Here is a 15,421-nt window from a genome sequence, read left to right as displayed (position 1 = left end):
AGTTGGGCGTGTCAATTCCCGCCCATATGGCGACGTTAAGCCCGGGACGCAACCGAGAGCGGGCGTTCCCGCCATGCCGGATCACTCGGCGGCCCATCGCGGGTCGTCGAGCGCCGGCATCACTTCGAGGACGCGCGATTGCGGGAAGACCGCAATGGTTTCGGTCCCCTCGCGCAGTTTGGAACGAAGCTGAAACCCGCCATTGTGCAGCTTGACGAGCGCCTGGACGATCGGCAGGCCGAGGCCGGTTCCCTGTTCGGCGCTCTTCATCGCCACCGAACCCTGGCCGAAGGTGGACAGGACGAGCGGAATTTCCGCCTCGGCGATGCCTGGACCGTCGTCCTTCACCGAGACGTACTGTCCGGCGCCCGCCGTCCAGCCGACGGAGACGACGATCTCGCCGCCCCGGGGGGTGAATTTCACGGCATTGGACAAGAGATTGAGGATGATCTGGCGAACTGCCCGCTCGTCGGCCCACAATGCCGGCAGGTTCTGCTCGAAGGCGCCATGGACCCGCAGTCCCTTGGCCTCCGCCTTGATCCGCACGACGCCGAGGCACTCTCTGGCGATGGCGACCAGTTCGACGGCCTCCTCGTTGAGGCTGAACTGCCCGGCCTCGATCCGCGACAGATCGAGAATCTCGTTGATCAACCCGAGCAGGTGCTGGCCGGAGGAGTGGATGTCGCGGACGTAGGAGCGATAGGTATCGGAGCCGAGCGGGCCGAGCATCTCGCCGCTCATCACCTCCGAAAAGCCGAGAATGGCGTTAAGGGGGGTTCTGAGTTCGTGGCTCATGGTGGCGAGGAATCGCGATTTGGCGAGGTTGGCCTCCTCGGCCCGCCGCCGCGCTTCGTCGGAGATCACCTGAGCAGTCTCGAGCTCGGCGATCAGCTCGTCCTTCTCGGCCTGGTGGACGAAGCCGCGCAGCGCCGAACGCCGCAGGATCTCGCTGACGAGGGAAAAGAAGGCGACGGCTGCAATCAGGATGCCGGTCATCGCGATGTGGGCGGCATTGGGCTCGCCGGCGATGCCTAGGCCGAGGAAGACGGCGGCAAGTGCGAAGGTCACCGGAACCACGGCCTTCAGGGTGAAGGAGATCATGGCCGTCGAGGCGATGACGACGAACAGCACCGTGAACTGAAAGATCCCGAATTCGCGGCCCGGGAAGCCGGCCGGATCGAGCGCGGCAAGATAGGCCCAGCACAGGCCCGTCATCGCATGGCCGGTGAGGAACAGGCCGCGCCAGCGCACCAGCGCCTCGTCCGGCACGGGCTCGCTGCCGAAGCGGCGCGCCGTCGCCACCAGAGCGAGATAGCAGCCGAGGGCGACGAGCGTCCACAGGGCCGCCGGCAGCGGCCCGAGAAACACCGACAGACCGAATCCCGTTGCCATGACCGGCAGCGGCAGGATGAAGGCCGCAGCCTTCAACGCGGCCGCATGGTGGATCAAAAGCTCGCGCGTGAAGCGTGGCCCGATCTCGCCGCGCATCGCCAGGCGCTCGCGAGCGGCCCGCAACGTCTTTGCGAGTTCGCCGTTGCGAACGGCAGGTCGGCGGGCGGAGCCATGGTCGACGGTGGGCGGTGCTGCAAAAGACATGAACTGACGGCAGAAGGCCTTTGATCGCGTTTCGGTCGGACCACCATTCTGTTTCCTCAACCTTAAAAAAATGCCTTAAGGAACCGGAAATTCGTGGCGGGCCAGTCATTGCCGTCAGAACGACGGGAACCAACCGGAGGCGGAGGCTTTCCGCCAACGGAACGACGGGAGAAAATGCCGATGCGCCTGTTCGACGGCGGCCGCGCGCCCAACCCGCGGCGGACTCGGATCTTCATGGCCGAGAAGAAGGTCGAGATCGCGCTCGTGCCGGTCGACATGACCAAGCTCGAGCACCGCTCGGACGAGATCGCCAGCCGCAATCCCTTCAAGCGCCTGCCGGTGCTCGAACTGGACGATGGCACCGTCATCACCGAATCGATCGCCATCTGCCGCTATGTCGAGGCGCTTCACCCCGAGCCGCCGCTGTTCGGAGTGACGCCCCTCGAGATCGCCACCATTGAGATGTGGAACCGCCGGCTCGAACTGGGGCTCTACGCGTCCGTGGCTGCGGCCTTCCGTCACACCCACCCGGCCATGGCCGAGTGGGAGGTACCGCAGATCCCCGCCTGGGGCGAGGCGAACCGCGACAAGGCGGCGGAGTTCCTGCAGCTGTTCGACGCTCATCTCGCGGGCAACCGCTTCGCCGCGGGCGACGGCTTTTCCGTTGCCGACATCACCGGCCTCGTCGCGATCGATTTCATGAAGCCGGCGAAGATCGCCATGCCGGACGGACTTTCGAACGTGGCGCGCTGGTACGAGGAGGTCTCCGCCCGTCCGAGTGCCAAGGCCTGAGCGTTCGTCATGCACGTCGCGAACGAGGTCGGCGACGCGGAAGATCCGCAGGCGCTCTACCGGACGATCCGGACATGCCGGATCTGCCGTGACCAGCCGATCGGTCGGCCGCTGCCGATCGAGCCCAATCCCGTCCTGGCGCTTTCGCCCGCGGCGCGGATCGTCGTCGCCGGGCAGGCGCCGGGCAATCTTGCCGACAAGACGACGAAGCCCTTCAACGACCCCTCCGGCATCCGCCTCAGGGACTGGATGGGGATCGGCCCGGAGGTCTTCTACGATCCCTCCCGCATCGCCATCGTGCCGATGGGATTCTGCTTTCCCGGCTATGACGGCAAGGGCGGCGACCTGCCGCCCCGACGGGAATGCCGCGCCACCTGGCATGCACGGGTGATGGCGGCGATGCCGCAGGTCGAACTGGTTCTGGCGATCGGCCTATATGCCCAGCGCTTTCACGTGAAGGCCGGCCCGAAGCGCTCCTTGACCGAGACGGTCCTGGACTGGCGGGCGGTCCTGGATGACGGCGGCCGCTTCGCGCCCGTCCTGCCGCTGCCGCATCCCTCCTGGCGCAACAACGCCTGGCTGCGACGTCACCCGTGGTTTGCGGACGAACTCCTGCCGGAGCTGAAACGCCGTGTCGCGGCGCTGGTCTGACGACAGGGGCGCCGCCCGGGCGCTTTCGCGGCCTTGACGCTCGGCCTATAAGCCGTGACGATCAAGGCGATTCAGACAAGGCAATCGCGCATGGCGACGGCGGGAAAAGACGATGCAGACGATCTTCGTACAGTTCAAATGCCGGCCGGGCATGGCCTATAAGGTGGCGGATTCTCTGGCGCTGGAAGTCGAGGAGATTTCGGAGGTGTATTCGACCTCCGGGCACTACGATCTCATCGCGAAGTTCTATCTGTCAGACGACCGCGACATCGGCCACTTCGTCACGGAGCGGCTGCAGGTGCTCGAGGGCGTGTCCGACACCTTTACTCTCGTCGCCTTCAAGGCTTTCGGATAGGTCTTCGGCGGGATAGGGCAGCGGCGGCGGCCAGACCCGGTTGCGGCCGGCCTGCTTGGCGGCGTAGAGCGCCGCGTCTGCGCCTGCGATGAGCGTCTTGGGCGAGCCGGCGCTCATGTCGTCGACCATCGCGCCGATGCTGACGGTGACGCCCGTCTTGCCATCCGCATGACGGATGCCGAGAGCCTCGATCTCGGAACGGATGCGTTCGGCAATTCGCAAGGCATCGTCGGCCAAGGTGGCTGGCAGGAGAACCAGAAACTCCTCGCCACCGAAGCGAACAACGAGATCGCGATCCTTCCGGGCCACGCCGACCAAAAGATCGGCGATCGCCCGCAGGCACAGGTCCCCCGCGAGATGGCCGTTCTGATCGTTGAACTGCTTGAAGTGATCGACGTCGATCATCAGCACGGCGACGGGCAGCTCCGGCGACACCGTCGCCAGCTCCGCGAACACCGCTTCCAGGCGGCGGCGGTTGAACAGCCCGGTCAGCGCATCCCGCGATGCCTCGGTCTTTGCTTCTTCGATGCGGAGCTTGTCCTGCATGCGGCGCAGGAAGCCATGGCGCGCATCCCGCTGCATCTGGCGGTTTCCCGACAGCGAGAGATAGCAGGCCGCACCGGACGCCATCACGCCGATCACCAGGACCGGCAGCGGTGCTCCGGCGACGAGCAGCGTTCCGACATACACCGTCACGGCACATGCGCTCGCGACGATGGCATGCCGGTATTCCATCCGGAACAACAGATTCATGTAGATGAGCACGAAGATCGCCAGATATTGATAGTGCTGCGCGGACTCACTGGTGCTCATCGCGTAGATCGCCATCACCTGTCCGATCATCGCCAGGGGGCCCAGCGCCGTGCAGACGTCCTGCGTGAGGAGATCGCAGTCGGTCTGAATGCGGATCGACGACAGGACGATGATCGGCGAGACGACGAGGAAGTGAAGCATCACGCTCAGCCAGAATGTCTCCGGCAACAGCTGGTAATCGACGACGAGGAAGACATTGTAGCAGACGAGCGTCGGCCCCAGCATGGCGGTCGACAAACGGCGCCTGAAGCGCATGCGGTAAGCGTTGTATGCCGCCTCGACGTCCTCCGGGAAGGCGAAGCGATAGCCGCGTTCGAATATCAGGCGATCGACTTGATCCAGTTGCATGGCGTCGCGACGTCCTCCGCAACTGATAATGCCTGATTACAACTTAAAGCCGCCTTTAGCCGATCGTTCAAAAGAGTCAGAAATGATCGTGCTCCCCCGACGAACGCTTGGGAGCCGGGGCGCCACGACTCGTTGTTACCCGAAGGCAACCGCCTGAATCAAAGAGGATTACCGCGACGGTCAGCCGCAGGCGGCCGACCGACATTGCTCTCGAGGAGCGGCCGCAGTGGAAGAAATCGGCCGGTCTCTCAGCCCGAAACGATACCGCCGGGCCTACCAGAGCGAATAGCGAATACCCGCCTGGATGGTATGGCGCTGGAAACCGTCGTCCCGGCTGGTCGCGTTGAAGGTGTTGCCAGTCGAGGTGTCGACCCCCGAGATCGACAGCATTTCGCCACCGTCGACATCGGTGAATCGATAGCCGAGGTCGAACTTCAGATTCTGCGAAACGTCATAGGAAACGCCGGCCATCAACGAATAGGCGAAGCGCCAGTCGGAGCCTTCCTCGATGCCCAAACTGTCGTAGGTCGAGCTGCAATCGATGCCGGCATAGTTGCATTTCAGATCGTAAGACACTTGTACGCCGCCCGCGCCGGCGCCGAGATAGGGCGTGAAGCCGGCATAGGTGCCGAGATCGACATAGGCGTTGGCCATCAGTTCGTAGGCCGTCGCCTCGGTGTCGACGGAAAGAGCGCCGGAGGTGAGGCCAGCCCCGTCGACGTCCCGGCTCCAGTAGCCGAAGGTCGCGTCGGCACGAAGGAACTCGTTGAACTTGTAGCCGATGCCGGCGCTGAAGGAAGCGCTCGCCGGCAGTTCCAGGCCGTCATACGTGCCGCTCGCCACGGTCGCGCCGTTGATGCTGGCATCGAAGCTGGTGTCGAGATCGCTCTTGAACTGGTAGCCGACGTCGCCGCGCAGGTACCAGCCGGTGCCGATCTCGACCGGCTGAACCTCCGGTACGCTCTCATAGGTCGGCATATCGTAGATCGGGGAAAGATCGGCGGCGATCGCCGTCCCGCTCGCCGAGCAGATCGCGACAGACGCGAGTGCGCCGAACCAATTCCACACTTTCATCGACTTCAGATCCTCTGCCCATGGCGGCTTGATTTGCGCCGCAGATTGCCGCCGCCACCTTGAGCGGGACTGTCGCAGGGAAGGGTTAATCGGTCGTTAACCGTGTTTTTTAACCATCCGGGCCGATGACGCCGTCACTTCTCGCCAGCCTCGGCCGCTTCGGCATGGGCGCGCTCGCGAAAAATCCGGCGGACGATCTTGCCGCTGGTCGTCAAGGGCATCTCGTCGACGAAGGCGATCTCGCGCGGGTATTCGTGGGCCGACAGCTTGGTGCGAACGAAGCTCTGGATATCCGCGGCAAGGGCGGCGGAGCCGGGCTGTCCGTCCTTCAAGACGACATAGGCCTTGACGATCTCGGTGCGCAGCGGGTCCGGCTTGCCGACGACGGCGGCGAGTTTCACCGCCTCGTGGGCGAGCAGGCAGTTTTCCACCTCGCCCGGGCCGATCCGGTATCCCGCCGAGGTGATGATGTCGTCGTCGCGGCCGACGAAGGCGACGTAGCCGTCCTCGTCCATCACCGCCTGATCGCCGGTGATCAGCCAGTCGCCGGAAAATTTCGCCGTGGTCGCTTCGGGGTCCTGCCAGTAATTCAGAAACATCACCGGGTCGGGCGCCTTGACCGCGATCGTTCCGGGCGTGCCCCTCGGCACTTCCCGCCCGTCCGCGCCGAGAAGCGCGACGACGTGGCCGGGCACGGATTTGCCGATCGCCCCGGCGCGCGAGACGCCGTGAGCTGCCGAGGAGCCGAGCACCATGTTGCATTCGGTTTGGCCGTAGAACTCGTTGACCGTGATGGCGAGGGACCGGCGCGCCCATTCGTAGGTCGCCGCCGGCAGGCTTTCGCCGGCCGACGCGATGGTGCGAAGGGTGAGATCCTTCACCGCCGGCTCGTCGCCCGCAGCGGCCAGCATGCGCAGCGCCGTCGCCGGCAGGAAGGCGTTCCGGACCCCTTGCCGCGCCATCAGCCGGTAGGCCTCATCCGCCCGAAACCGCTCGGACGAAAACACCACCGGCACGCCGAGCTGCAGCGACGGCAGGAGGACGTTGAGGAGACCGCCGGCCCAAGCCCAGTCGGATGGCGTCCAGATCCGGTCTCCGGCTTGCGGATAATCCTCGTGATGGAAGCGGATGCCCGGCAGATGGCCGAGGACGACCCGGTGCCCGTGCAGCGCGCCCTTGGGCGGTCCGGTCGTGCCGGAGGTGAAGATGATCAGCGCCGGATCGTCCGGCCCCGTCGCGGCGTCCTCGATGGTTCCGTTCGTCTCGGCGATCAGGCGATCGAAGTCGAGTTGGTCGCCGCCTTGGTCGCGTTCGCCTTCGACCACGACGACGCTTTCAAGGGCCGGCAGTTCATCCTGGACGGCGCCGAAGGTCTCGAGCCCGTCGCGGTGCAGCACGGCCATCTTCGCGCCCGCCGCCTTCAGCCGGAAGCCCAGCGCCTCCGGGCCGAAACGCATCGCCAGCGGCACGGCGATGGCGCCGAGCCGGTAGACGGCGAGATGGGCGATCGCCGTCTGAAAACTCTGGGGCAGGACGATCGCCACGCGATCGCCGAGACCAACGCCCTTCGCCGCCATCGCAGCGGCGAGCCTGCGGGAGGAAAGCGCCAGTTCGCCGTAGCCGAGCGTCACCGCCGGGGCTTCGCCGCGATCTTCGATCAGGCAGACGCGCCGGGGCGCCGCCCGCGCCCAATCGTCGGCGCAGGCGGCCGCGATATTGTAGCGGGCGGGCAGGTTCCAGGTGAATGCGGCGGTGAGGGTCTGATAATTTTGCATCGCAACATGCCAAGAAGCATCCGCCGCGTGTCGCGGCAAGTCCCGCCCGCAGAGCCGGAGGCAAAAGAGCATGCACGCACCGCAAGGCGACGCAACGTCAATTCCGTCGACACGGCCGCGACTTCGTGCTTAAACGTCCCGGGGCCGACGAGGCGGAGCGCCGCTTGAACTTTGCGCTTCGATGCGCGGTAGTGTCATGAGACGACGGGTTTTCGCTTTGACCGAACTCATCGCCAGGATCGCTCTCTTCGCCTTCCTCTGCGGCTCGATTGTGCTGCCACGGCCGGTCTCGGCCGCCGCGCAATACGAGCTTTGGGAACTGCAGATCCTGACCAATCTGCAGGGGCTGCAGATCAACCGGCAATGCGTGCCGAACGGCGGGGCGCAGCACATCCACATCCTCGGCGTCAGCACCGACGACACGCTGCTCGGCCCGGTCGAGAAGACGGCGATCCTCTCGGACCTTTCCGAACTGATCTCGACGCGCACCAACGCCCGCACCACCAAGGCCGACAATTTCCAGTCGATCGCCACGAGCTACAGCGGCTTTTCCGAGGGCGCGTCCCGCGAGATCGACCAACTGGTGGCGAGTGCCTCCAGCGCCGACATCACCGTCCTCGTCCGGCCGTTCCGCGACAATGGCGCCAGCGTCGACGCCGAAATCCGGCTCTGGGCGCGCGGCGCAGGAGGGGCCGATCCGGGGCTCAACTGCGTCCAGTCGTTTTCCGTCGAGATCCCGACCGAGAAGGAGGATCCGGCCTGCGCCGCGGCCTTCGCCAAGGCGAAACGCGACAACGACCCGGCGCGGCTCGAAGCGTTTCGGGACTTCTTTCCGCAATGTCCGCAGGCCGGCGAGGCCGACGGCCTCGTCACGGCGCTGCGGGCGAGCGAGGCACAGAAGGCCGATCGCGAGCGCTGCGAACGGAACTTCGCCCGGGCCCGCGCCGAGGGGTCGGTCGCGGCCTATTCGGCCTATCTCGACGAGAACATCGACTGCCCGGGCCGCGACGTCGTCATGGCCCTGCGCGATCAGGCCGCGAAGGGCGCGGCCTGCGAAACCGCCTATCGCGACGCGCGGCGACTCGACACGCTCGATGCCTATGAGCGGTTCATGCTGGATAACCGCGCCTGTCCCCAGGCAGATACCGCTTCGGCGTTCCTCACCATGAAGCGGCAGGAGGCGGATCGGGTGAAGGCCGCGGAGGAAGAGCGCGCCAGGGCCGAGGCGGAGCAGCAGAAGGCCGCTTCGCGGCAAAACACGCAGCCGGAGGGGCAGGACGATACCCGCCAGGCCGTGGTGGTGCCGAACTACGGCGCGCCACCGAGCACCAATCAGCCGCCCGCTTACAATCCACCGGCCTACAATCCGCCGGCCAATACCGGTCCGACCTATCGCGGCTATCCGATTCCCGCAGATCTCGCCGCATCCACCTGCGGGCAGCTCTGGTACGCGCGCAACCTTCTGTTCGATCTCGCCGGCTACTGCTTCAAGACGGCGAAGGCACAGCGATATTTCTCGAATGCCGGCTGCACCGGTGCCAGCCCGCGCGGCTCCGACGCTTCGGAGGTGAGCCGGCTCCAGGCCCTGGAGCGGCAGAATGGCTGCTGAGGGGCGACGTTCGCGTGACTGGATTCGGCGGGCGAAGTTTGCCGCCGACCTCTTCCTGGTCGCAGCGATTGTGGCGGCTCTTGCGCCTCCTGCCGCAAGCGCGGCCTCTACGGTGCCCTTGTTCGACCGGCTCGCGGCGCTGCAGAGCGCCTATCCGGGAGCCGTGGCGGCGATCGAACCCGACGCCCTCGTGCTGGCCGATGGCAGCCGCATTGCCGTCGACGACGGGCGGCAGAAGGATCACGAGGAGAAGCTCGCCGCCGCCGACGTCGAAGACATGCTGTCCCAGATCTATCCGATCGGCGCCTGCGACGACGGCCAGCCGCCGGAGCGCAACTTCGATCCCGGCCGCATCCGCAACGACGCCGTCTTCCGCGCGATCTACGGCGCGACACGGCAGGCGGCGGAGGCCAATCTCGCCCGCGTGGACTGGTTCGGAGCCAAGCTCCCCTTCGCCACGGCCGGCGGCGCAGACGCGGCCCTGAAGTCCGTGGAGAGGGAGCTTTCCGCCGAGCCCGACCTGAAAGCTTATCTCGTGCCGTCCGCCGGCACCTTCAACTGGCGCGTCGTCGCCGGCACCAAGCGGCTTTCCGCCCACAGTTTCGGGGCGGCGATCGACCTCAACACGAAATATGCCGACTATTGGCTGTGGAGCGGCGGCAAGCCCGGCAACGTGCCCCGCTATCGCAACAAGTTTCCCAAGCGCATCGTCGACGTCTTCGAGCGCCACGGCTTCATCTGGGGAGGCAAGTGGTATCACTACGACACGATGCATTTCGAGTATCGGCCGGAACTGATCGCCATCGGCCGGTTGGCCGAAGCGCGCGGTTGCCCGCGGAACTGACGGCGGTCCTTTCTCCGTGCTGTCTGGGGCCGAAACGTCGGGAGCGGGCGGGCTCGCGTTTCGAGTTCCTCGGTCCCGCTCCCAGTATCCCCGCCGCCGCCGGCACGTCTCTGTCGACGTGGCTCGCGACGGCGCTTCGCCGGGAGGGCTTATTCGACGATGGCGAAGTCCGCCGGTACGCTGTTGGCGATCACCGTGCGCATGTTGAGAAAGTCGTTGCCTTCCAGCTTGGCGTGAATGGCAGCCTCGTCGAGCCCATAGCCGACCCAGCGCGCCGCCAGCCGTTCGCGCAAGGTCGCCTCCGGGACGTCGATGAAGGCGGTGACGTCGAAGAATGCCCGCATCGGCGACCATGCCGCGTCGTCGAGCAGCAGGTAGTTGCCTTCGACGAGGATGGTGCGGACGTCCGGCCCGATGATGCGCGCGCCGGCGCGGGCGATCTCGATCGCCCGGTCGAAGACAGGAATGGCGATCTCGCACTCCGGGTTTTCGACGAGGCGCTTCAGCGTCGTGGTGAGGCCGCCGGTGTCGAAGGTGTGGGGCGCACCCTTGCGCGGCCGGTCGCCCCGCGCTTCCAGCACCATGTCGTCGAAGTGGAAACCGTCCATCGGCAACACCGCCGCCCGGCCGGGCGCCGCCCGGTCGAGTTCGCCCAGCAGCCAATCGGAAAGGGTGCTCTTGCCGGCGCCGGGGGGACCCGCGAGGGCGATCAGACGCCTGCCGCCAGGCGGAAGCTCCGGCAATCGCGCGACGAAGTCCTCGCGAGACAGGCGGATCGTCATGGGGTTCGCTCCGGGATTCGACGAGACATGCGAAGATCGTTTGATAGCGCAGCATCGTCGAAGGCGAAACGGTATCTTCTCTGCGCACCGATGCGGGAAGGCCGTGTGGCGGAATGTACCCTGGAGGGGAAAGGCGGGCGGCCTTCGACGCACTTCCCGCGATATGCGGCGGCGCCCTCCGCCGACCGCTTCTTCGACCGTCTTCACCCAATCTTCGCTGATGCCACCGGGATCGACTGGCGGGTCGCGAAGCCGCGGAAGCGCACTTGCAGCCGAAGCCTGATCGGGCCGGCTACAGGCCGAGGGTCGGCCGAAAAGCGCTGACGAGGATGGTGGGCCCGGAAAGTCTCAAGCGGCGCGCTTGAGAATGGTGATCGGGCGGAAACCGCCGGGCAAAGCCCGGACTGCCCGGATTCCGAAGAGTTTGGTCAAGTCCAGCTTGATCTTGCGATCTGCCGATGCCGAATGCTGCTGCATGAGACGCCTCGATTCCGATACTACGATCCATGCCCCAACGCTTGATGCCGAACCGGCGCCTCCGTACGAGGCGCCGCCGCCTGGCTGGTCATTTCCCTCCCCCGAATCGATGGGCGAGTGATGCCTCCACTTTACGGGTGGACCTTGTCTCAACCCGGCGATCACAGGACGCGCGAAGTTTCGACATTCCGTTTCGGAACCTCCGTCGGGAGAATGTCGAGATCGTGGGTCGTGGTATGTATCGTTCGTCGATCCGTGCGATTTAAGCCCTGACTCCTAATGCCGCGGAGTCGTGACCCGATGGCGATGCCATTCTTCAGCCGGGTAATCAGTATCAAGCACAGGCAATTTGACGCTCGACGAAAAGAGAGTCAATGTGGATTCTGCAGTTTAAATTGCGCATATATTCATCAAATTGCCGCTCATTCATGCTGGGATAAACAATTTTCCGGCGAGCAGACCATAAAATACAATCCAGTCGCGGCTTTCCTGGTATCGCTCTAAAAGCAATTTATCTGACGTTGGGTAAAGAGAGGTTGTCGAGAAGGACGCGCCGGCCAGTTCATGGGTGCCTCGCCGTTTCGCTCCGTCGGCCATACCGTTTGGGGCTGCCGCGTGCGACAGGCTCGAAGGATCGCCGCGTGACGTTCTTGCGGGGCAAGTGGGGCGGCTTCCTGGTCTTTCGGCCTCAGATGGAGACTGGCTCCGTCCGTCCGGTGTGTTCCAGTTCCCAGGCAGCCTTCCAGGCGATGCCGTGACGATGGAGGACGAGGAAGTTGCGCTCGCCGGCATAGGTCGTCGCGTAGCCGGGCAGGGGGCGGATCCGGATCTTGCGTCCCTTGAGCGGGCTCTCGCCGAATTTGGCCAGGAGGCCGAGCATTCTCGGATAGCCGGGCGAGGGCGCCGGATGGGAAATGCCCGAGGCGACGAGCTGGTGCATGACGCCGCCGCCCTTCAGCCGCATCTCGCCCCGGGTGGCCAGGTGAATCTCGCCGGACAGGACGGTGAGTTCGCCCCGCCCGCTCTCTCCCCAGTTCGCCAACAGCGACAGGAGCCGCTTCCACTCGGTCCGGTGGGTGCGGCTTTGCCACTGGTCGCGCAGGTCGTCCTCGTATTCGTTGCTGCCGGGGATCACGTCGGCGGCGAATTCCACCCAGCTCAGTCGTGGTCCGAGCGCCGGCACACTCGACATCAAAAGGATGCGGTCGCCCTTCGGAGTTTGCGCGAAGGCGGTTTCCAACATGCGCCAGCCGGCCGGCCCCATCACCTGCTCGAGGCGGCGCTCGCTGCGCAGGTCCGGCGAAATGATCGAAAGGCCGGGATAGCGGATCGCGGTGCCGAGACTGGTCCCGGTTGGGTCGAAGCCGGTCGCCGGCGTTTCGCCCGGCCGCACCGCCAACTGGAAGATCAGGAACATCTCCCGCGCGGCGGCGAAGATCTCGGCCCCGACAGGGCTGTCGAGCATTTCCGCGGGATGACTTCCCCAGCCGTCGATGATGTCGTGATCGTCCCACATCATGATCGAGGGGACGCGTGCGGCGAGGCTGGCGAAGGCCGGGCGCGCGTAGGTGATGAGGTACCGCTCGAAATAGAAGCGGCGCAACGCTTCGGTGATCTCGGGCGTCAGCGGGACGGCGCCGCGCTCGGTTTTCTTCATGCTCGCCCAGCGTTCGACCTCCGGATGGCAGAGAAGGACGTCGTCGGCATAGAGCTGATCGCCACCCTGGAGGAGCAGGGCGAAGGGATTTTGCAGGTTCTCGTCGGCCAGCCGTTGCCACACCGCGTCCCGCTCCTCGATGGGACGGTCGAGATCGCCCTCCTCCTGGCCATTGCAGGAGACATAGGCGACGCGCATGTCGGGCGTCGCCGGCGAGACGACGGGATGGCCGGCGTCAGCGATCTCGTAAGTGCCGCCAGTCCCACTCGGCAGGGAGAAATCATAGGCGTGGACGGTGCGACCGAATTCCTCGGCGAGCGTCACCGGCGCTATCTCCCCCTCGTCTGTGACGAGCTTCGGAGGGCGCTCTCCGGCAGGGAGCACGAGGAGCGCCCGCAGCCTGTCCCGGTCGGCGTCGCCGCCTTGCGCAAAGAGGACCGGGCCGACCCGATCGGGGGCCGCGCGGTTTCCGGTCGGCGCCGGCGGCGCTTCGCCATTCATGCCTGCCATCGATCAACTCTTCGTCCCGCCAGCCCGCATCCGGTTGCTCGACCGGTCCACGGCTCCGTCGCAGATATAGCGGGCGAGCGCGCGTTGCCAGCGGTGGCGGGGCGATGCAGGCATCATCCGTCGCGAAGGGAGACGTCAGCGCCTCACCACCGCCGCAGCCAGGCTTCCGTTTCCTTCGCGGTGGTGGCGCTCACCTCCGCTCCATGATCGTCGGCAAGTCCGAGCTTGGTTTCGACGCCGGGCAGATCCTCGGAGGCTGAACCCTCACGAGCGGGCGCTTCGGCCGCTGCCGCCTCGACCACGCGGCCCTGGCGCTCCTCGCCCTTGGCCGGCGACCTCTGGCGGTCCCGGAACATGTCGAGGAACGGGCTCTTCGTTGCGGTCGCGGCCGCTTCTGCCGGCCGCCCGTGCGGAACCGGCGCGCCGCTCGCCGGTCGCGGCTCGGCATAGCCGATGGCCGTCGACGAACCGACGGACGTTTGCGGGCGAGTGGATGCGGTGCGCATCAGATCGATGGCGCCGCCGGCATTCTGAGCCTGCCGAACCTCCGCCTGGCTGACGATCCGCGCTTCGGGATCGAGGCGACGGGAGACTTTTTCGTAGAAGGCATTGCCGCCGGCGATCAGCCGATAGCTCATGTTGCGATAGGGAAAGTTCATTCCCGCAGTGTGGAAGAATTTCGCCTTGTCGACGCCCTTGTGCCGCTCGCCGTCGAGGACGCGATAGGCGACCTGCATGGCGAGCTCCTTGCCGGCCCGCATCTCGCGCGTCATCACGCCGGGGGCGAACTGGTTCGGCTGGCCGACGACCTGGCAGACGTCGTCGGGATAGTCCGAGGAGCTTACCCTGTTCATCACGACGGTGCCGACGGCCAGCATACCGTCCTCGCTGGACCGGTTCGATTCGAAATACATCGCTCGGGCCAGGCATTCCTGCGCTGGGCCGAAATCCTTCTTGGCGGCAAGGGCGTCGAAGGCCTCGTCGGCGCCTGGCGCCCCGATGCAGCCGGCGAGCGGCAGGACGAGGAGGGCAGCAACGGTGCGGCGAAATGCGGTAACGGCGTGTTTCAAGTTCATGACGAACTCGTGATTGCCGATTGGGGCAATAAATCGACACATTCGGGCCGCGCCGGATGTCGGGTGCCGACTGTTGCCGCCGGGCCGCAGGTCGGCCGGGAGGCAACGAGCCGAAGGTGCCGCGGCGAGACGGGCCGTTCGCCTCATTTTTCCTCGTAATCGCCCTTCACACTCTCCAGTCCCTCGCGATAGGTCGGATAGCGAAAGTCATATCCCGCCTGCCTGATCTTCTTGTTCGAGACACGCTTGTTCTCGCCGTAGAAGCTGCGCGCCATGGGCGAGAGTTCGGCGGTGGCGAAGTCGCTTTCATCCGGCGGCGCGGCGCCCACCATCTCGGCGGCATGAAGCACCACGTCCTGGGGCGGCGCGGGCTCGTCGTCGGTGACGTTGAAGATCCCACCGAGGCGCTTTTCGGCCAAGAGCTTCGTCGCTCCGGCGATGTCTTCGACATGGATACGGTTGAACACCTGCCCCGGCTTGACCAGGCGCTTGGCCGTGCCGTTCTTCAGGCTGACGAAGCTGTTGCGGCCTAGCCCGTAGATCCCCGACAGGCGGATGATCGCGACGGGGATCCGGCGTGTCTCGCCGAGCTTCATCCACGCCTTCTCCGCCTCGACGCGCGCCTTCGAGCGCTCCGAGCGCGGCTTTACCTCGCTCTCCTCGTCGACCCATTCGCCCTCGTGATCGCCATAGACCCCGACGGTCGACAGATAGCCGATCCATTGCAGGTTCCGGCTGCCATGGGCGATCTCGTCGAAATACCAGCGCAGCACCGGGTCGCCGGAGCGGGCATTGGCGCCTCCGACGCTGGCGCCTTTCGGCGCCTTGTGGCCCGGCGGGGCCGAGACGAGGAGATGGGTGGCGCGGAAGAGCGCCCCCGCAACGCCGTCGGCCGGCCGCTCGCCATTGAAGACCAGCGGCTTCAGACCATGGGCGGCGATGGAGGAAGCCTTGTCGCGCGAGCGGACCGTGACGGCCTCGACCGTCACCCGTTGCTTGTCGAGGCTGTCGACGAAATGGGCGGCCGAGTAGCCGTAGCCGAAGACGAAAAGATGCATGGGC

Annotated in this window: 14 protein-coding genes; 5 read left to right on the top strand and 9 right to left on the bottom strand. The window is 65.8% G+C overall.

The features are described from left to right. Positions 1–81: 81 nt before the first annotated feature. Complete coding sequence (locus GTK09_RS17005) at positions 82–1,596, bottom strand: sensor histidine kinase (RefSeq protein ID WP_163464654.1); 1,515 nt, start codon at positions 1,594–1,596, stop codon at positions 82–84. Positions 1,597–1,776: 180 nt separating this feature from the next. Between GTK09_RS17005 and GTK09_RS17000 the strand changes: the two genes are divergently transcribed. The 3 genes from GTK09_RS17000 to GTK09_RS16990 all read left to right on the top strand — a co-directional run bounded on the left by GTK09_RS17000 (position 1,777) and on the right by GTK09_RS16990 (position 3,394). Further along, the gene (locus tag GTK09_RS17000) at positions 1,777–2,388 is read left to right on the top strand and encodes a glutathione S-transferase (RefSeq protein WP_163464700.1); all 612 of its coding nucleotides are present in this window, start codon (positions 1,777–1,779) and stop codon (positions 2,386–2,388) included. 9 nt (positions 2,389–2,397) lie between these two features. Further along, on the top strand, positions 2,398–3,039 hold the full coding sequence (locus tag GTK09_RS16995) for a uracil-DNA glycosylase family protein (protein WP_163464653.1): 642 nt from the start codon (positions 2,398–2,400) through the stop codon (positions 3,037–3,039). Between the two features lie 112 nt (positions 3,040–3,151). Continuing rightward, the gene (locus GTK09_RS16990) at positions 3,152–3,394 is read left to right on the top strand and encodes an Lrp/AsnC family transcriptional regulator (RefSeq protein WP_163464652.1); all 243 of its coding nucleotides are present in this window, start codon (positions 3,152–3,154) and stop codon (positions 3,392–3,394) included. On the opposite strand, the gene GTK09_RS16985 is transcribed toward GTK09_RS16990, so the two are convergent. The 3 genes from GTK09_RS16985 to GTK09_RS16975 all read right to left on the bottom strand — a co-directional run bounded on the left by GTK09_RS16985 (position 3,293) and on the right by GTK09_RS16975 (position 7,404). After that, entirely contained in the window at positions 3,293–4,555 is a 1,263-nt protein-coding gene (locus tag GTK09_RS16985; protein ID WP_163464651.1) for a GGDEF domain-containing protein, read from the bottom strand. The genes GTK09_RS16990 and GTK09_RS16985 overlap by 102 nt on opposite strands. Positions 4,556–4,828: 273 nt before the next feature. After that, complete coding sequence (locus GTK09_RS16980) at positions 4,829–5,629, bottom strand: outer membrane protein (protein ID WP_163464650.1); 801 nt, start codon at positions 5,627–5,629, stop codon at positions 4,829–4,831. A gap of 134 nt (positions 5,630–5,763) precedes the next feature. Then, on the bottom strand, positions 5,764–7,404 hold the full coding sequence (locus GTK09_RS16975) for an AMP-binding protein (RefSeq protein WP_246217961.1): 1,641 nt from the start codon (positions 7,402–7,404) through the stop codon (positions 5,764–5,766). Positions 7,405–7,600: 196 nt separating this feature from the next. Between GTK09_RS16975 and GTK09_RS16970 the strand changes: the two genes are divergently transcribed. Continuing rightward, entirely contained in the window at positions 7,601–9,013 is a 1,413-nt protein-coding gene (locus tag GTK09_RS16970; protein WP_163464648.1) for a YARHG domain-containing protein, read from the top strand. Further along, positions 9,003–9,857 (top strand): M15 family metallopeptidase, encoded by an 855-nt coding sequence (locus GTK09_RS16965; protein ID WP_163464647.1) that lies wholly within the window; start codon positions 9,003–9,005, stop codon positions 9,855–9,857. The genes GTK09_RS16970 and GTK09_RS16965 overlap by 11 nt, the downstream gene beginning before the upstream one ends. A gap of 149 nt (positions 9,858–10,006) precedes the next feature. Here GTK09_RS16965 and GTK09_RS16960 read toward each other — a convergent pair whose 3' ends face one another. From GTK09_RS16960 to GTK09_RS16945, 5 genes are all read right to left on the bottom strand, one after another. After that, positions 10,007–10,639: a nucleoside/nucleotide kinase family protein gene (locus GTK09_RS16960; RefSeq protein WP_203561081.1), complete on the bottom strand. Its 633-nt coding sequence runs from the start codon at positions 10,637–10,639 to the stop codon at positions 10,007–10,009. A 348-nt stretch (positions 10,640–10,987) separates the two neighbouring features. Beyond that, entirely contained in the window at positions 10,988–11,116 is a 129-nt protein-coding gene (locus GTK09_RS27845) for a hypothetical protein (protein WP_281353437.1), read from the bottom strand. Between the two features lie 688 nt (positions 11,117–11,804). Continuing rightward, on the bottom strand, positions 11,805–13,283 hold the full coding sequence (locus GTK09_RS16955; protein WP_163464646.1) for an alkaline phosphatase D family protein: 1,479 nt from the start codon (positions 13,281–13,283) through the stop codon (positions 11,805–11,807). Positions 13,284–13,426: 143 nt separating this feature from the next. After that, complete coding sequence (locus GTK09_RS16950) at positions 13,427–14,359, bottom strand: cell wall hydrolase (RefSeq protein ID WP_163464645.1); 933 nt, start codon at positions 14,357–14,359, stop codon at positions 13,427–13,429. A 143-nt stretch (positions 14,360–14,502) separates the two neighbouring features. After that, positions 14,503–15,417 carry an SDR family oxidoreductase gene (locus tag GTK09_RS16945; protein ID WP_163464644.1) on the bottom strand — a complete coding sequence of 305 codons (915 nt, stop codon included), beginning with the start codon at positions 15,415–15,417 and terminating at the stop codon, positions 14,503–14,505. Between the last annotated feature and the right edge of the window lie 4 nt (positions 15,418–15,421).

Origin of the sequence: Jiella pacifica, assembly GCF_010500815.1 — a bacterium.
GTDB classification, from domain to species: Bacteria; Pseudomonadota; Alphaproteobacteria; order Rhizobiales; family Rhizobiaceae; genus Jiella; species Jiella pacifica.
This window is presented reverse-complemented; position numbering and strand designations above follow the sequence as displayed.